20 protein-coding genes and 1 tRNA gene are annotated in these 16,235 nt (G+C 59.9%); 9 read left to right on the plus strand and 12 right to left on the minus strand.

Features of this window, described 5'->3' with window-relative positions; genetic code table 11:
- Positions 1 to 280: 280 nt before the first annotated feature.
- Positions 281 to 742 (minus strand): DUF3574 domain-containing protein, encoded by a 462-nt coding sequence (locus tag AC3WRD_RS17400; protein WP_102622811.1) that lies wholly within the window; start codon positions 740 to 742, stop codon positions 281 to 283.
- Positions 743 to 1,132: 390 nt separating this feature from the next.
- Here AC3WRD_RS17400 and AC3WRD_RS17405 point away from each other — a divergent pair, with 390 nt between their 5' ends.
- Positions 1,133 to 1,642, plus strand: coding sequence for a hypothetical protein (locus AC3WRD_RS17405; RefSeq protein ID WP_244142466.1), 510 nt, complete (start codon positions 1,133 to 1,135; stop codon positions 1,640 to 1,642).
- An 81-nt stretch (positions 1,643 to 1,723) separates the two neighbouring features.
- On the opposite strand, the gene AC3WRD_RS17410 is transcribed toward AC3WRD_RS17405, so the two are convergent.
- The 3 genes from AC3WRD_RS17410 to AC3WRD_RS17420 form a co-directional block, all read right to left on the minus strand.
- Positions 1,724 to 2,314, minus strand: a complete 591-nt coding sequence (locus AC3WRD_RS17410) for a helix-turn-helix domain-containing protein (protein ID WP_173861382.1) — start codon at positions 2,312 to 2,314, stop codon at positions 1,724 to 1,726.
- 53 nt (positions 2,315 to 2,367) lie between these two features.
- Positions 2,368 to 2,529, minus strand: a complete 162-nt coding sequence (locus AC3WRD_RS17415) for a hypothetical protein (RefSeq protein ID WP_170929559.1) — start codon at positions 2,527 to 2,529, stop codon at positions 2,368 to 2,370.
- Between the two features lie 105 nt (positions 2,530 to 2,634).
- Entirely contained in the window at positions 2,635 to 3,546 is a 912-nt protein-coding gene (locus AC3WRD_RS17420) for an AraC family transcriptional regulator (protein ID WP_102621684.1), read from the minus strand.
- Between the two features lie 104 nt (positions 3,547 to 3,650).
- Between AC3WRD_RS17420 and AC3WRD_RS17425 the strand changes: the two genes are divergently transcribed.
- The 5 genes from AC3WRD_RS17425 (at position 3,651) to AC3WRD_RS17445 (ending at position 8,097) form a co-directional block, all read left to right on the plus strand.
- The gene (locus AC3WRD_RS17425) at positions 3,651 to 4,196 is read left to right on the plus strand and encodes a carboxymuconolactone decarboxylase family protein (RefSeq protein WP_096821635.1); all 546 of its coding nucleotides are present in this window, start codon (positions 3,651 to 3,653) and stop codon (positions 4,194 to 4,196) included.
- Between the two features lie 62 nt (positions 4,197 to 4,258).
- Positions 4,259 to 5,329: an acyl-CoA dehydrogenase family protein gene (locus tag AC3WRD_RS17430; RefSeq protein WP_102621683.1), complete on the plus strand. Its 1,071-nt coding sequence runs from the start codon at positions 4,259 to 4,261 to the stop codon at positions 5,327 to 5,329.
- Positions 5,326 to 6,168 carry an ABC transporter ATP-binding protein gene (locus AC3WRD_RS17435; RefSeq protein ID WP_102621682.1) on the plus strand — a complete coding sequence of 281 codons (843 nt, stop codon included), beginning with the start codon at positions 5,326 to 5,328 and terminating at the stop codon, positions 6,166 to 6,168. The genes AC3WRD_RS17430 and AC3WRD_RS17435 overlap by 4 nt, the downstream gene beginning before the upstream one ends.
- Positions 6,134 to 7,333 (plus strand): ABC transporter substrate-binding protein, encoded by a 1,200-nt coding sequence (locus AC3WRD_RS17440; protein ID WP_102621681.1) that lies wholly within the window; start codon positions 6,134 to 6,136, stop codon positions 7,331 to 7,333. The genes AC3WRD_RS17435 and AC3WRD_RS17440 overlap by 35 nt, the downstream gene beginning before the upstream one ends.
- The gene (locus tag AC3WRD_RS17445; RefSeq protein ID WP_102621680.1) at positions 7,333 to 8,097 is read left to right on the plus strand and encodes an ABC transporter permease; all 765 of its coding nucleotides are present in this window, start codon (positions 7,333 to 7,335) and stop codon (positions 8,095 to 8,097) included. Before AC3WRD_RS17440 ends, AC3WRD_RS17445 begins: the two co-directional genes overlap by 1 nt.
- Before the next feature lie 30 nt (positions 8,098 to 8,127).
- On the opposite strand, the gene AC3WRD_RS17450 is transcribed toward AC3WRD_RS17445, so the two are convergent.
- The 3 genes from AC3WRD_RS17450 to AC3WRD_RS17460 all read right to left on the minus strand — a co-directional run bounded on the left by AC3WRD_RS17450 (position 8,128) and on the right by AC3WRD_RS17460 (position 11,054).
- On the minus strand, positions 8,128 to 9,570 hold the full coding sequence (locus tag AC3WRD_RS17450; protein ID WP_102621679.1) for a YdgH/BhsA/McbA family protein: 1,443 nt from the start codon (positions 9,568 to 9,570) through the stop codon (positions 8,128 to 8,130).
- 131 nt (positions 9,571 to 9,701) lie between these two features.
- A complete protein-coding gene (gene ahr, locus AC3WRD_RS17455; RefSeq protein WP_102621678.1) occupies positions 9,702 to 10,733 on the minus strand; it encodes an NADPH-dependent aldehyde reductase Ahr in 1,032 nt (343 codons plus the stop codon).
- Between the two features lie 87 nt (positions 10,734 to 10,820).
- Entirely contained in the window at positions 10,821 to 11,054 is a 234-nt protein-coding gene (locus AC3WRD_RS17460) for a hypothetical protein (protein ID WP_102621677.1), read from the minus strand.
- 164 nt (positions 11,055 to 11,218) lie between these two features.
- Here AC3WRD_RS17460 and AC3WRD_RS17465 point away from each other — a divergent pair, with 164 nt between their 5' ends.
- From AC3WRD_RS17465 to AC3WRD_RS17475, 3 genes are all read left to right on the plus strand, one after another.
- Entirely contained in the window at positions 11,219 to 11,863 is a 645-nt protein-coding gene (locus AC3WRD_RS17465) for an ATPase (RefSeq protein WP_102621676.1), read from the plus strand.
- 86 nt (positions 11,864 to 11,949) lie between these two features.
- Positions 11,950 to 12,291 (plus strand): hypothetical protein, encoded by a 342-nt coding sequence (locus tag AC3WRD_RS17470; protein WP_096821644.1) that lies wholly within the window; start codon positions 11,950 to 11,952, stop codon positions 12,289 to 12,291.
- Between the two features lie 155 nt (positions 12,292 to 12,446).
- Positions 12,447 to 12,839, plus strand: coding sequence for a DUF1801 domain-containing protein (locus AC3WRD_RS17475; protein ID WP_102621675.1), 393 nt, complete (start codon positions 12,447 to 12,449; stop codon positions 12,837 to 12,839).
- Positions 12,840 to 12,889: 50 nt separating this feature from the next.
- Here the strand turns inward: AC3WRD_RS17475 and AC3WRD_RS17480 are convergent.
- From AC3WRD_RS17480 to AC3WRD_RS17500, 5 genes are all read right to left on the minus strand, one after another.
- Positions 12,890 to 12,964, minus strand: a tRNA-Gln gene (locus AC3WRD_RS17480).
- A gap of 201 nt (positions 12,965 to 13,165) precedes the next feature.
- Entirely contained in the window at positions 13,166 to 14,629 is a 1,464-nt protein-coding gene (locus AC3WRD_RS17485) for a GDL motif peptide-associated radical SAM/SPASM maturase (protein WP_102621674.1), read from the minus strand.
- A gap of 103 nt (positions 14,630 to 14,732) precedes the next feature.
- The gene (locus tag AC3WRD_RS17490; protein WP_096821647.1) at positions 14,733 to 15,302 is read right to left on the minus strand and encodes a DUF1842 domain-containing protein; all 570 of its coding nucleotides are present in this window, start codon (positions 15,300 to 15,302) and stop codon (positions 14,733 to 14,735) included.
- Positions 15,303 to 15,343: 41 nt separating this feature from the next.
- Positions 15,344 to 15,973, minus strand: a complete 630-nt coding sequence (locus AC3WRD_RS17495) for a DUF1842 domain-containing protein (RefSeq protein ID WP_096821648.1) — start codon at positions 15,971 to 15,973, stop codon at positions 15,344 to 15,346.
- A gap of 34 nt (positions 15,974 to 16,007) precedes the next feature.
- On the minus strand, positions 16,008 to 16,193 hold the full coding sequence (locus AC3WRD_RS17500; RefSeq protein ID WP_085708738.1) for a DUF1843 domain-containing protein: 186 nt from the start codon (positions 16,191 to 16,193) through the stop codon (positions 16,008 to 16,010).
- Positions 16,194 to 16,235: the final 42 nt, after the last annotated feature.

The raw sequence follows: 16,235 nt of genomic DNA on the forward strand, positions 1-16,235 counted from the left end.
GGTTGGGGGCGTTTCTGGGGATTGGGGTGTTGATGGTTGGGGCTGTGCTCTTGGCTGCGGTGAGTCATCTTACGCCAAGCCCTCACCCCAGCCCTCTCCCAGGGGGAGAGGGAGCCGACCGAGGTGTCTGACGTTATCCATCGACCTGACATACCGAGTCGATTATGGATTCAGGTGAAAACGTTCACGTCGGCGTAGTTCTGAAGCATCCCGCGGTCGGTTCCCTCTCCCTCCGGGAGAGGGCTAGGGTGAGGGCAAGCGATCCGCTGAGGGCAGGCAATCAAAAAGACACCGCCGCCGGCTGCGACAAACGAAGCACCGACAAATCCCCCGTAATCCGCTTATAAGCCAAACGAATCGCCTCAATGTCACTTTCACGTTTCGGCCCGCTTTCGTGCAGGATCACAATCACCTTGGTCGCCAGCCGCTCAGGCACTTTTGCGTCATGGTCCTTCCACTGCCCATAGGCATCGAACACGCTGAAACCGTCCGGAAAACGCGTCGTCACTTCCTGATCGAGAAACTCGCGCCAGCGCGCCGGGCTCACCACACCTTCCTTGCCTTCAATCGGCCCCACCGAGAAGTACAACTCGGTGCGCACCCACTGCGCCTGCGCCGGGCGCGTGGCATCGCCTTGCAGAGTTGAGCTGGCGGGGTCTTTGGTATGTACGGAAACAGGAGGAGGGCTGGCACAACCGGCGACCGCCAAGAACAGTGCTGCCATCAGGAAACGTTGCGGCATGGAACTTCCTTATTGTTAAGAACTGTCTCGAATTATAGGAGGAGGTGGTAATAGCAATAAAAGATTAAAAAGTGGATCGGTCGTTAACTAATGGAATAAGCAGATGGCGTGAAAAAAATTCCCGCTGGTTAGAACGATTATTTCTTTAAGTTATTTGCTTGGTTTTGGATCGCATATCCAGGACGTTGAAAAACCTGTTTTTGCATTTGATAGATCTGTCATTGCGTCTACTCTGCTGCTGCAACGGATCAAGGCGCACGGAATGCTGCACTTGAAGCGTTTCAACAGCACTTTTTGCTGCTCGATGGGCAGCTTGTTCCGGTTTATCCAATCCTTAGAATCAGCCCCATCAACTTCTCATCCAGTTCTTAATCCTCAGGGAGCTTCACCATGATGAACGCCATGCAGATGCAAATGCCGATGAACGCCAACATGCCGATGATGCCGATGACAGGCATGCCGATGATGATGGCGACCATGTCCTGTGAAATGATGGACGACGGCATGATGTGCAAGATGATGCCGGCCGCCGGCATGGACATGGCGATGTTCAAGAACAGCTGCGAAATGATGCAGATGATGATGGACTGCGGCATGCCGATGATGATGCATTGCGGCAACATGAGCATGATGTGCATGTCCCAGGCGGCCATGGCCATGCCGATGATGAACATGATGATGCCGATGCCGATGATGGGCATGCCGATGCCATCGATGAAGTGCGTGATGGAATGCACCATGATGGCCGACTGCATGATGTGCAAAATCATGCCGATGCCGGGCATGAACATGGACATGATGAAAAACTGCTGCGCCCTGATGATGAAGATGATGAACGACTGCAGCATGCCGATGATGATGAGCTGCAACGGCATGCCGATGATGTGCTGCACCTGCTGATTTCTGACAGCGCATGAAAAAGCCCCCGCAGCTTGATGCTGCAGGGGCTTTTGCATTTCTGGAATTCGGTGAAGGCGTTTGTCAGTCCAGACGTTCGGGGTAGGTGACAACCAGATAGGCCACCGCCTCACTGTCAGCCGGATTGCGATAGCGGTGGGGCTGGTCGGCGTAGAACAGGATCGAGTCGCCGGTCGACAGCAGATAACGCTCGTCGTTGACGCTGATCTCCAGCACGCCCTGGGACACCACCAGATTTTCCTGCACACCGGGGCCGTGGCCCTCGGAGTGATCCTCACCCAGGGGGCTCAGGCGTAATTCGTAGAATTCCGATTGGCGCGCCACATCGAACGGAAACAGCGCCCGACTGACAAATGCGCCGCTGGCACTCACCAGCCGTTTGCTCTGACTGGCCGACAACACGGCCACACCTTCGAACGCACGGTGCTCCAGAAACGCCGCCACCGACACTTTCAAACCCTTGGCAATTTTGCACAGCACCTTGATCGACGGCACGCTGCGGCCGGACTCGATCTGCGCCAGCATCGCCCGGCTCACGCCGCACTGGCGGGCGAGGGCATCCAGCGACAGATGCCGCTTGCCACGCAGGCGTTGCAGGTTCTGCGCGACGCGCTCGCAGATCGGGTCTTCTTCCAGTGATTCGAGGTTGTTCAGATCCAGCACGGGTTCGTCGGCGCTCGCCAGAAAGCGCGAGGGTTCACGTGCGTTCACGCTTGACGCGGCTCGTCGGAACGAGCGGCCTGCACCCACTGAAAAGCCTGGTAGCCGGCGTTGCGCGCATACATTTCCCACATGGCCCGGGCCCGTTGCTGAGCTTGGCGGCGTTTGCGGTAGGCGGCGAAGTCGATCAGGTTGTCGGTTGGATTCATGGCGCACTTCACTGTGATCAATGACGGGATGAGCTGAGAGTACGCCGATATTTTTATAACGATAAATACTGATTTTGTATTTATTAATTCTTTTAGGTTATTAATTCAGCGCCCCTCATGCTGCTTGCGATAAGCCCCCGGTTGCACCCCCACCGACTTGGCAAACGCCCGTGTGAACGCGGCAATCGACTGATAGCCCACGGCAGCGCAAACCTGCTCGACCGTGTGATTGTTCTTCAGCAACTGGCAGGCATGGCGGATGCGCAGCGCCAGCAGTACCTGCCCTGGCGACTGCCCTGCGAGTTCGTTGAAGCGCTTGAAGAACGCCGAGCGCGAGAGTCCGATGCAGGCCGCCATGCTTTCCAGTGACCACGGCAGTTGGGGTTGCTCGATCAGTCGGTCCAGCAGCGGCGCGAATTGCGGATTGCGCGCCAGCGCTACCAGACCGCCGAGTGACGGGTTGTCGGCCATCTGTTGGCGCAGTACATACAGAAACAGCAGGTGACTCAGCCGCTCCAGCAGCGCCGAAGAGGGCGTCGGCTGGCGTTCGCATTCTTCCAGGATCAACTCGAACAAGGCCCGCGCCGCACTCGAGGAAGGATCCCCCGCTCGCAGGACGATCCAGTGCGGCAAGCCTTCGATGATCAGCGACGACAACCCTGACTTGAAGTGGAAGAACCCGCAGACCAGTCCGACGCCATCCTCTGCCTGACTGTCCAGAGCCGTCATGGCCTGGCGCGGCAAGGTTTGCGCAGTGCCTGAATCCTCGGCGCTGGACAGCCGATAGTTGAGGTCGCGCAGCAGGAACACCGCATCGCCGGCATTCAGGCGTAAGGCCTGAGCCTCGCCCTCGATGTGCAGCCAGCAATGGCCCTGAACGATGAGGTGAAAACTGGCCCGCGCCAGGCCATGCGTGCTGGCGTGCCAGCCGCCGCAATAGCGGCCGACATGGAACAGGCTGGCGTCGAGTTCGAGGCTCTCTAATAACCAATCAACCAGTGGGCTGGACGAAATCATCTAATGGAAACACTCAGGAGCAAGTAATCGCTACTTTAGAATATGGATCGGAATTCTTATAACCAACAGACTGGCCAGACACCCCGACTACAGGAGTCCAGCCCATGTCACGCGTCACACTACACACCTTGCAAAGCGCGCCCGAAGCGGCCCGGCCGTTTCTTGAGAATGCACAGAAGAATTCCGGTTTCATTCCGAACCTGCTGGCCGTTCTGGCCAACGCGCCGGCCGCGCTGGAAACCTACGTTACGGTATCGGCGCTCAATGGCAAAGCCGAGTTGAGTCTGGCCGAGCGCGAAGTGGTGCAGTTGATCGCAGCGACTAACCATGGATGCGATTTCTGTGTCGCAGGTCATACCGCCGTCGCGCTGAACAAGGCAAAACTGCCGCAGGAAGTGGTCAGCGCATTGCGTGAGCGGGCGACCGTTCCCGAGCAAAAGCTTGAGACGCTGGCGGCGTTCACCCGTGAAGTGATCGCCACCCGTGGCAACGTCAGTGAGCAGACCTACAACCAGTTCAAGGCCGCCGGTTACACCGAAGGCAACGCGCTGGAAGTGATTCTCGGCGTGAGCCTGGCGACCCTGTGCAACTTCGCCAACGTGTTCGCCGATACGCCGCTCAACCCGGAGCTGGCGCCGTACCGCGCGTGACCGGCGGATCGATTCAGGCAGCGTGGTCTATGGTTGACGCTGCGTACAAGGAGAGAAACGACATGCTCGATCCGGCATTGAGTCAATGGCTGGACAACCACGCCCAGGCCCTGGACCTGGGCGACAGCGATCCGCAGCAAGTGCTGACGCAACTGGCGGCGGCCGATGTCCTGCGGGTCGGTATCAGCCCGTCATTGGGCGGCAGCGGCGGCGACATCAGCGACGCCGTGGAAGTGTTGGCCGAAGTGGCCAGTCATTCGCTGGCAGCGGCTTTCGTGTTCTGGGGCCAGCGGGCGTTTATCGAATACCTGCTGCAGAGCCCGAACGTGGCACTGCGCGAGCGGCTGTTGCCCTCGTTGATCAGCGGCGAGCTCGCCGGCGCGACTGGGCTGTCGAATGCGATGAAATTCCTCTCGGGTATCGAAGCCCTGCAAGTGCGCGCCCGCACCGAGGGCAGCGGCTGGAGCCTCGGTGGCCGGTTGCATTGGGTGACCAATCTGCGCAAAAGCGGCTTCGTCGTCGCCGCTGCGATTGAGCACGAAGAGGGCGGCTCACCGTTTGTGCTGGCGATTCCCGGCGAGGCCACTGGTGTGTCGCGTTCGGCGGATCTGCAACTGATGGGCTTGCAGTCGAGCAACACGGCGGCCATCGATTTTGCCCAGGTGCAGGTCGGTCGCGAGTGGTTGCTGCATGACGATGCGCGGGCGTTTTTGCCGGCGGTGCGTCCGGCGTTTCTCGGCTTGCAATGTGGTCTGGCCATCGGTCTGGCGCGGCGCGCCTTGAGCGAAGTGCAAAGCCATTTACAGGACGGTCGCTCGATCCTGCTGGAGCCGCTGCACGAACAGCGCGAACAGTTGCAACAAACGGTGGAGCAACTCAAACAGGGCCTGCTCGATGGCCGCTTCCTGGCAAGGCCCGCTGCGTTGTTCCAGCTGCGCATCGCCCTTGCCGAATCGGCGGCCAGCGCGGTGCAACTGGAGTTGCAGGCCAGTGGCGGCAAAGCCTATCTGACCGAACATGGCAGCGGGTTCGCCCGGCGCTGGCGCGAGTCGGCGTTCGTGCCGATCGTCACGCCGAGCCTGGTGCAATTGCGCGCCGAACTGCAACGGCAGAAGCGGGAAGCGGCGGTATGACTCAGCCGTTGCTGCATGCCCGCGATATCAGTCTCGGCTATCCGCGCGCCGAAGGCTGGCACATGGTGCTGGAGGCGTTTGACTTGCAGTTGCAGCCGGGTGAAGTGGTGTCGATCCTCGGCCCCAGCGGCGTCGGCAAATCCAGTCTGTTGCGGGTGCTGGCGGGGTTGCAACCGGCGCAGCGCGGCAGCGTCAGCCTGCTCGGTGAACCGCTGAGCGGTCCTCATCCACGGGTGGCGGTGGCGTTTCAGGATCCGAGCCTGTTGCCCTGGCTGACGCTGGAAAAGAACGTGGCGTTCGGCCTCGACTTCGCCCGTCAACCGCACCTGAGTGCCGAGCAACGCAAGGCGCGGGTCGACCACGCCATCGCCGCTGTCGGCCTGGAACATGCCCGGCAGTTTCACCCGGCGCAGTTGTCCGGCGGCATGGCCCAGCGCACCGCACTGGCCCGGTGCCTGGCACGGCAGCCGCAAGTTCTGTTGCTCGACGAACCGTTCGGTGCGCTGGATGAAATCACCCGCGCCGACATGCAACAGCTGTTGCTGCAACTGATCGCCGAGCACAACACTGCAGCGCTGCTGATCACTCACGACATTGACGAAGCCCTGCTGCTTTCCGAGCGGATTCTGCTACTGGGTAACAGCCCGGCGCGGATCCTCGGCGAATGGCGCGTCGACCTGCCTCAGCCCCGCGCCGAGCTGGTGGACGAACTGGGTGCGCTGCGTATCGATATCCTCAAAACCCTTCGGCGGGCGAGCCGCAATCCACTTACCCAACCTTTGCCCGAACCGTCGGAGATTGATCATGTGCCTGGACGACTTCACTCACACACGTCGTGACTTCCTTAAGCTCAGCGCCTTGCTGACCGCAGGTGGCGCACTGCCGCTGCTCAACAGCCTCAATGCCCGGGCTGCGTCGGAGCCGAACGCGCCGGTGCGCATCGGCTACCTGCCGATCACCGACGCCACGCCATTGCTGGTGGCGCACAACAACGGGCTGTTCGAAGCCGAAGGCATCCAGGCCGAGCGCCCGGTGCTGTTGCGCAGTTGGGCGCAGGTGATCGAGGCGTTCCTGTCGGGGCAGGTCAACGTGATTCACCTGCTGTCGCCAATGACCGTCTGGGCCCGTTACGGCGGTAAGGTGCCGGCCAAGGTCGTGGCCTGGAACCATGTCGGCGGCTCCGGCCTGACCGTGGCCCCGGGGATCACCGAGGTCAAACAACTGGCCGGGCAAACGGTGGCGATTCCGTTCTGGTATTCGATCCACAACGTGGTGGTGCAGCAGTTGTTTCGCGATCACGGACTGCTGCCGGTGAGCAAACCGGCAAGCGCCGTGCTGGCCGCCAACGAGGTCAACCTGGTGGTATTGCCGCCCTCGGACATGCCGCCGGCACTGGCCGGCAAACGCATCGCCGGTTACATCGTTGCCGAGCCGTTCAATGCGTTGGCAGAAGAACTCAAGGTCGGGCGGGTGCAGCGTTTTACCGGCGACGTCTGGCGCAATCACGCCTGCTGCGTGGTGTTCATGCACGAGCAGGATCTGAACAACCGCCCCGAGTGGTCGCAGAAAGTGGTCAATGCCATCGTCAAGGCGCAACTCTGGACCCGCGACAACCGCGTCGAAGCCGCGAAGCTGTTATCCAGGGACGGCGACAACCGCTACACACCCCATGCCCAGACCGTGTTGAACCGCGTACTGGCGCCGGCCGCCGCAGATCGCGAGCAATACCTGGCCAGCGGCGCGATCCAGCACAGCCATTGGGACGAGCAGCGCATCGACTTCCAGCCGTACCCGTTCCCCAGCTACACCGAAGAACTGGTCAAACGCCTCAAGGACACGCTGATCGAGGGCGACAAGGGCTTCCTCGCCAGCCTCGACCCGCAGCACACGGCCAAGGATCTGGTGGACGACCGCTTCGTGCGCAACGCCATTGCAACGGTCGGCGGGATGAAGGCGTTCGGCTTGCCCGAAGGCTTTGAGCGCAGCGAGGAGTTCAGTCTCTGATGAGCAAGTCGAGTTCACCCATCGTCCACGGGTTGTTGGGCGCGGCAGGATTGCTGGGGTTGTTACTGCTGTGGTGGCTGGGGGTACATCTGGCCGGTGGAGGCGATGGTCTGGCGGCGCGGTTTTCGCCGCAGGCGACTCTGGCCAGCCTTGTTGAGTTATTAGGGCGGGCCGAGCTCTACGAACATGTGCTGGTCAGCCTGAAACGGATCGTGGTCGGCTTGCTGCTGGCCTTGCTGATTGGCGTGCCGCTGGGGCTGATGATCGGCAGTTATCGCCATCTCGAATCGGCGACCACACCTGCCTTTCAGTTCCTGCGAATGATCTCGCCGCTGTCGTGGATGCCGGTGGTGGTCATGCTGATGGGCGTGGGCGATCAGCCGATCTATTTCCTGCTGACCTTCGCCGCGATCTGGCCGATCCTGCTGAACACCGCCGCCGGGGTACGCCAGCTCGATCCACGCTGGCTGCAATTGAGCCGCAGCCTCAGTGCCACGCGCTGGGAAACCTTGCGCAAAGTCATCCTGCCCGGCGTGCTCGGTCACGTGTTGACCGGGGTTCGGCTGTCGATCGGGATTCTCTGGATCGTGCTGGTGCCGTGCGAAATGCTCGGTGTCAGCGCAGGGCTGGGCTACTTCATCCTCGACACACGGGATCGGCTGGCGTACTCGGAATTGATGGCGATGGTGCTGTTGATCGGTGTACTCGGATTTGCCCTTGATGCGCTGGCTCGAGGACTGCACCGGCGCTGGGCACCGGCCTGAACATCGAATGGCTGCTCAGGCCGGGACCGATCACTCAAAGACCTTGAGGGACCATTTTTTCTCCCAGCCTTTTCCGGAGAAGTGAAGGGGTACAAACAGTCCGTAAGTCTGCAGATACGCGTAGGTGATCGTGCCGTCACCGATGATGTCGTTTGCGCCAGTGCAACCGATGATTTTGGCAGTACCGGTCCAGGACGGATAAAGCTCGTTGGCAGCCTTTTGTTCCTTGACGTCGCAGTTGAACTGTTTTTCGATCAGCGGCTTGGGCTCCTCGTACCACTTGTGAGGCCTTTGAATCGTGTAACTCAGATGCGCGCCGAGCGGCATGGTCGCCCAGTCGCCGGTGAACCTGAGATCGGTGAGGCCTTCTTCCTCTGTTTCCAGAGGTCTTTTATAAGCAAACGTGGATTTGGCGAGGGGGATCAATCCGCGAAAACTCAATTCGACCGACTGATGCAGATCGAAGCCTGAACGTTCGGTCAGTTGGCTGCCCGCCCTGGCCGGAAGGAATTTATTCATCGGCCCCATGCGTGGCGGCTCGCTTGGCTGGCCTTGGGAAGTAATGACCGTTGACTGGCGCAGACGAACGACGCTTTTTTCCGGCTCGGGCATCTTCAAGGCTTCGATGGCCTGCTTGACGGTTGGCGCCAGCTCGGGCTCCGGCAACACAAAGGGCTTCAGCTCACGGCCGGTGAAAAGTCTGAGCTGATCCAGCGCCAGCGGCCTGGTACAGACTTGTTGAAAGATCCGGCGCTGATCATCGTCGAGATTTTTCAGGTCAACCGGTTCGATCGTGGTTTTCAACTCCCCACCCAGCAATTGGCCATATCTGTTGAGCTGGAACATGCTGAGTGGAGTCAGTCGCTGCGAGACGCAGTCGGCTGTCCAGCGTTGCCGGACCTGTGAATACAAGGAAGACGAGCCTGGCGTCCGTATCTCGGCAGGTAGCACCCGGGCTGACCAGAACGTCACGGAATTACCGTCTGCTTTCAGGTTGGCCTGGTCGATCATTTGCCAGACTTGATCTTCGGCTGTCGAAAACACTCGCCATTGTGGTGTTGCGGTCTGGGCGCATGCGTCTTTGAATTGATTGCTGTGCAGGTATTGGCTCTTTTGCTTGTCTGGCAATTGTCTACGATCGCTGGCGCCCCGGCGTTCAGTCGTGAGTACCACGAGCCCGGATTTGGTCGCGTAGCCCATTTGTGCATCCGGTCGATGGCAGTCCGCATCAAATCGCGCGATGTAATTCAGCTTTCCGTTCGCGGGAGATGTCACAAAATAAGTGACGATGTCGGCCTCGCGCACGATCGAGTTGGGGGTGGGGAGCCCCTTCAGGGCGTCATCAAAGATCTCGAATGCAATCGGAGGCGGCTTGGGGGTTGTGTCTATGCCATAGAGCGACTGGCAACCGGACAGTGCTACAACCAGAAAAATCGGGGATAAACGTTTGAGATGATAAATCGTGGCGTCCATGCGGAGTCTGCTGAGGATTAAAATGGTGGCATATTAGCATTATCCCTTGCCATCACTGACGCCTGCCAGCGATCACCTGTTCCAGTCAGCAGGTCTGGAACAGGTGAGAGGGCAAGTTTGCTGCCTGTCTCTTACTGGCTGGCGTTCAACACAATCCGATACCGTGCCTTGCCACTGCGCAAATGATCGATGGCTTCGTTGACCCGGCTCATCGGAAATTCCTCAACCTGCGGCAGGATCTGATGCCGCGCGCAGAACTCCAGCATGGTCGCCGCCGTGGCAGGCGAGCCCACCGGTGAGGCGGACAAGGATTTTTGCTGGGGAATCAGGTTGAACACGTGCACCGGAATTGCGTCGGGCACGATACCGACGAAGTGCAGCCGGCCTTTGCCGCGCAGGGTGGCGAGCATTGCCGTCCAGTCGAGGTTGGCGTTGGCGGTGATCAGCAGGAAATCCAGAGTACCGGCAATCGCTTTCAAGGCATTGCTGTCGGTGGAGGCGACGACCTTGTGGGCGCCGAGGCGCTTGGCTTCGTCCTGTTTGCTCAGTGACGAGGTGAATGCCGTGACGTCGCAGCCCCAGGCATTGAGGAAACGCAGCGCCAGGTGACCGAGACCGCCGATCCCGACGACACCGACCCGGTCAGTGGGTTTGATGCCAAATTCCACCAGTGGGTTGAACACCGTGGAGCCTGCGCAGAACAGCGGGCCGGCGAGGGCAGGGTCGATGTTGTCCGGGAGCTTCAGCGCCCAGGCCCAGTGAGTACGCAGTCGATCGGCGAAACCGCCGTGGCTGCCGATGATCGTGGGTTTGGCGGTCGCGCAAAGGTGATGAGAGCCGCCGATGCAGGACGAGCAATGCATGCAGCTGCTCTTGTACCAGCCGATGCCGACCCGTTGGCCGACTTCGAGGCCGCGGACCTGCGGGCCTGCACGCACGATGCGGCCAACCACTTCGTGACCGGGAATGAACGGGTACTGGCTGATGCCCCAGTCGTTGTCGATCAGCGACTGGTCGGAGTGACAGACGCCGCAATATTCCACGGCGACTTCGACTTCTTCATCCCCGAGCGGACCGGGATCGTAACTGTAGCGCTCCAGTGGTGCGCCGGCCGATGTGGCGGCCCAACCGGTAAACGTCGTCGGTTCGGTGTTATTGCTCATTGGACACCTCCAGGTCTGGCGACAGGGCCATGGCGGCCCGGTGCTGCGGGCGCAGCCTGAAGAGTCTAGCGGGTCATCGGGCGATCGCTAGAGCCAGGTGGCGAGCACGCGTCGGTCCAGTTCTTCCCAGTCCGCCATGCCCAGCACTCGTGTGGTATTGAGCCCGCGCAGATAGCCGCGCAATTGATTGGCGACGGCCCGCACCGACTCCGAATCGTCCGCTGACTGGCACAGCACGGTTTCGTATTCGACGAGGTATTCGGCCACCCGGTCGCGGAATTCGGGCAGCACGGCATCGCGGATCAAATCAAAGGTTCGCACGGATAATCCTCATTTGTTTTCGTTGTGATCGAGTGTGCAGCAGTCTGCACGCTGCGCAACTATTGGTTCAAGTAATAGTGACCATCAAGAAACGCAAGTTCTGCTTTGCGGCCGACAGGCGGAAAATCGCCTCCATCGAAGACGCTGCTGAAGGAATTTGCGCGATGAAGACATTGACCCGACTGGCTGTAGTCGCCCTGCTGATGGGCGGGGTGGCCGTGACCGCACCGACTTACGCAAGCGACGCCGGTACGTGCCATTTTCTGCCCATCGCCGGTGCCAGCAGCGGGCTGCAGCATTCGCAAACCGTGGGTGTGCTGTACAGCGAAAACACGCTGGAGAACCAGCAATACCTGGAGCGTTATCACGACGTGGCGGTGAATGGTGCCAAGGATGCGCTCGATGCGCGGATCCGCGACGCCTTCGTCAACAGCTCCGATCCGGAACTGGCCATCGACTGGTTGATGAGTTCGCTGCAACAGCAATTTCTCTCGGTGACCGTCTACGACAATCTCGATTCATTGGTGCAAGCCCATCCGGATGTGGTGGTGATGCTCGACACCCACAACCGTTTGCTGACGCAACGCAACAGCCAGGTCGAAGCACGGTTCGCCGCACGCTTCTACGACGCCAACCTGCAATACATCGGCAAGGCGGAAGGCGCAGTGCAAAAGCAGATGCCTTCGGTGTGGGTCCACAACAAGGCAGCGCCCGAGATCGCAGCGCAGATTGAACAGCAACGGGATCTGCAATTCAGTGCCCTGAAGCAGTTCGATGACTCGCTCAAAGCCCTGGTGACTGCTGGCTGAACACCCAAATCAAAAATCGCAACGGCAGCGCCCGTGACGCTGAACGTTGCTTGAGAACCGAACCGTTTATTTTCAGGATTTTATCCATGCGTGCTTTTTTTATCCCTGCCATGGCGTCTGCCACTTTGTTGCTGACTGCTTGCGCCTCCGCACCGAACGACCCGACGCTGACCTTGCAGACCCACAAGACACCCGCCCAGTACGCCGAATGCGTTGTGCCGAAGTTGCAGCATGGTGCAATGAACCCGACGGTCTCGCAGACCCAGCGCAGCTACCGGATCGTGGTGCCGAGCAAAGTGTCGGCGGACAACGTGCTGGAAGCCTACAAGGCGCAGGACGGCGGCAAGGTGTTTTTGTACGAGCGCCACTTGCTGGCTTCAAGTTTCACACCGTCGAGTTTTGAACGGGCTGCCCAGGAGTGCCTGTAACGCCTGACGGTTAACGCTTTTGACGATGCTCCTTTGGTTGGCCGCAACCAACCAATTCCTTTGCCCCGCATTTTGCGGGGCTTTTTTTTGCCCGGCGTTTGGCGCAGTCGGCGCTACGCTGGAGAGCGGATAAGGTTTTTCGGGAGAGTAAGGAGATGAAGAAAGACAGCAGCGACTCGGCGGCTGAACAGCCTTCTGCACTGATCGACGCAAGAATCCAGGAACTGAACGACTGGCGCGGCCAGAAACTGGCCGAGATCCGCGCGATCATTCACGAGGCCGACCCGCAGGTCGTCGAGGAGTGGAAGTGGCGGGGCGTTCCGGTCTGGTCACACAACGGCATCATTTGCACCGGGGAAACCTACAAGGCCGTGGTGAAAATGACGTTTGCCAAAGGCGCGGTGCTGGAGGATCCCTCGGGACTGTTCAATGCCAGTCTGGAGGGCAATACCCGGCGGGCGATTGATGTTCACGAGGACGACAAAATAGATGCAAAGGCACTGAAAGCGCTGGTGCGTTCGGCGATTACGTTGAATACAAGGAAATGATTTGCCGTTGAGGCAGAGGTGAAGCGGGGGAGGGTGAAACGAGGAAAAAATGGCAGGGGCGGCTGGATTCGAACCAACGCATGGCAGGATCAAAACCTGCTGCCTTACCGCTTGGCGACGCCCCTGTAGCTATTGGTTTCAGTCCCGAGAGGACCTCTGCAACAGTGGGCGGCACTTTACCAGCGCTCTTGCGTTCTGGGAACCCCTGAAGCAAATAAATTTCATGGAAAACAGCTACTTATTTCCCGGAGCGGTTGAAACGGCCGGATTTTCAAGACGCCTGAGGGGGCCAAGCGCCCGAATCCTGCGGGCGCTTGAACCCGATTTCATATCAAAGTACTCGGCGCCACCCCCAGCAAACCCGTCAACGTGTTCATGATCGCCTGCTGACGGGCGCGGTCCGTCTGGTGCCTGGCTTCGGCGGCGGCGACGTCGGCGTGGCAATGCGGGCAGATCGATTCATGGGGGTGGATGTATTGCAGGCAGCTGCGGCACAGCGCCAGTTGCACGGGGATGCGTCCTTCCTCAGGGGATTTCTGGCCCTGATTGATCCAGGCGAGTTTGATCACCTGGCCGCTGTCACTGACGCTGCTGACGTGCTCGCCGGTGTCGATGCGTTCGGTGATCAGGTCAAAGCGTCCGACGGCGAAGGAACGCTGCGCCGCATCTTCAATCTTGACGATACGCTCGCGCAGTCCGCGTTTTTGCAGTTCCAGGGTACGGTAATGGCAGTACGGGTTGTTGCCGGGTTTGCCCAGCAATGAGTGCGAAGTCCAGGTGCAGCCGCCCCGGCAGACATCGTTGTAATAGCAACTGCGGCAGTAGCCCCACAGGTCGTCGACCGAGCGCAGGCGACCGAAGTGGATGCCTTCGCTGTAATGCCAGATATCGTGCAGGCTCATGTTGCGCACGTTGCCGCCGGAGAAACCGACGGTCGCCAGTGACGGGCAGCCTTTCACCGTGCCGTCGGCTTCGAGCGCCAGTACGGTCTGACCCGCCGCGCAGCCGCTCCAGTGCACGCGCTCGTCACCGAAGCCACGCCACAAATGTTCGTAAGGGCCGTAATAACCGATGTTGTTGCCGACGTTCATCAGCAGGCCGCGATCCACGCCTTCGCGGTACAACCGCGCGAGCAGCGGCATCACTTCAAGCAACTGGTAGGGTTGCAGCAACAGTTCCGGGTGATCCACCGCATTGCCCATGGCCACGGTGATCTGGATCTGCCAGTGGGTGGCGCCGAGTTCAATGATCGTGTCCATCAGCTCCGGCAAATCAGGCAACGTAGCCGCACCGATCTGGGTGTTGACGCTGACGGCCAGCCCGGACGCCTTGGCCCGGCGCAGAGTGTCGACCGCCTTGTCGAAGGAGCCGGGGACGTTGCGCACCTGGTCGTGCAACGGCGCGAGTCCATCCAGAGAAATTCCGACCCCGTTGAGGCCCGCATCAACCGCCGCTTGCATCTTCGCCGGTGTCAGGTTGCGTCCGCCGGTCTGGATCGCGCAGTACATGCCGTGGTCGTGGATGGCCTGGATCAGTTGCGTCCAGTCCTTGCGCAAATAGGCTTCGCCGCCGATCAAAGTGATTTCGCGGGTGCCGAGTGCGGCGAGGGAATCGATCACATCAAGGCATTCACGGGTGTTCAGTTCATCGGGGCGTCGATGCCCTGCGCGCGAGCCGCAATGCAGGCATTTGAGGTCGCAGGCCAGGGTGATTTCCCAGACCACGTGCACCGGCACGTAGCGTTTGAGATCGGTGTCATTGAGGTAGCGGGCAGGGCGGATGTCTGTCATGGGAGATCCTTGCGCACGGTCCTGTGCGCGGCACAATTGGACTGATCTCGATTCGCCGCAAGACCGGGCGAGGCCAGCAGTGACCTCGCCCGGGGCGTGCGGTTTAGCGTGCTTCCAGACGCGCGATTTCTGCGTTCAGATGCTCAAGGGCACTGCGTAACGCGCCTTGGTGGGCCAGTTGCTGCTCACCCTGTTGCACCACGGTTTTCAGCTGCGCCAGATCGCCACTGGTTTGCGCTTGCTGCACGGCCACGGCATACAGCGGCTGGAAGTGACGCTCGTGCGGTTGCGGCTCGATGGTCGGCGCCTGATGCACGGCGACGTGTTTCACCTGATGCCCGTCGTAGCTGTAATCGACAAATCCGCTCTCCCAGGTGCCATCAAGGATGCCTTTGAGATGAAAAGTCTCGGCGATCTGGCTGTACGGGCCGCTCGGGCTGCCGTCGAGGACGAGGACGATGTGATTCTCGACCGCCGAGGTCAGTTTGGCCTCGCTGTAGTCGCCCCAGACTCGCGCCCGGAAATTGACCGGCGGCCAGGTGCTTTGGAAGACACTGGCAACTCCGCTGACCTTTTTGCTGACGGTATTGACCAGCAGGTCGAGGGTCAGAACCGGCGCGCCGAGCAATGAATTGCTGGCGATGAGGCGGGTATGGAAAAGTCCGATCGACATGGTGTTACTCCCTAAAGTGAATGATGGATTCAGTGGTCGGCTCAGCGTGCCTGCAACCGGCTGATTTCCTTCTTCGCGGCTTCCAGTGCGCTCTGCAATTGTGGTTGCTGGTCCAGTTGCTGCTTGGCCAGCTTCGCCAGATTCTTCATCTGGGCCAGGTCGCCGCTGGCGATGGCGCTCTGGATAGGAGCGGCATACAGGGGCAGAATCGGCGGGTAATGCTGAATGATGACCGGGCCTGGCTCAAACGGTGGGAAGACCTTCGACTGCACTTCCGCCAGGTGCACAGGGACATTGTTGACCTCGACCCAGTGCGTGCCATTGAGGTATTGGTAATTGGCGATACCTTCTTTCCAGTCAGTACCGACCACCAGACGAATCTTGAAGTTGATGATGGAGTTGGAGCCGTGGCCGCCATGATTGCCTTCGGCGGTTATCAGGATTTTGCTGACGCCCGGCTTCATGACGGTCAGGTAGGTGTACTCGCCCCACACATCAGAGTGGATATCGAGCGGCGGGTTGGTCGCTTGAGTGACGGTGGCGCCGCCGCTGACCTCATGCTGCGGCGTGGACACCAACAGGTTGAGCAACAGACTTTGCGCGCCGGGCAGCCCCGTACCAATGCGGTAACTCAACGGGAACAAGCCGACATTTTGCTGAGTAGCTGACATAGTGATTGCCTCCATTGCAATGTGGGAAATGGCCTTAGTGTTTTTCCAGACGGGAAACTTCTTTGGCCAGTTTTTCGTACGCGGTTTGCAGCTCTTTCGCTTCCGGCTTCGTCGAATCGCGCTGTTTCAACAAAGTCTTCATCTGTTGCAGATCGCCTCCCGTGATAGCGCTCTGGATGGCGACGCCGTAAGGCGGCATGTTGTGTTTTGAGCCAGTCATATCGAGGGTTTCCTCGTGGTGGTTGCCAAACGTCCCCTTCAG

The sequence above is a fragment of the Pseudomonas sp. FW215-R2 genome (assembly GCF_058789255.1).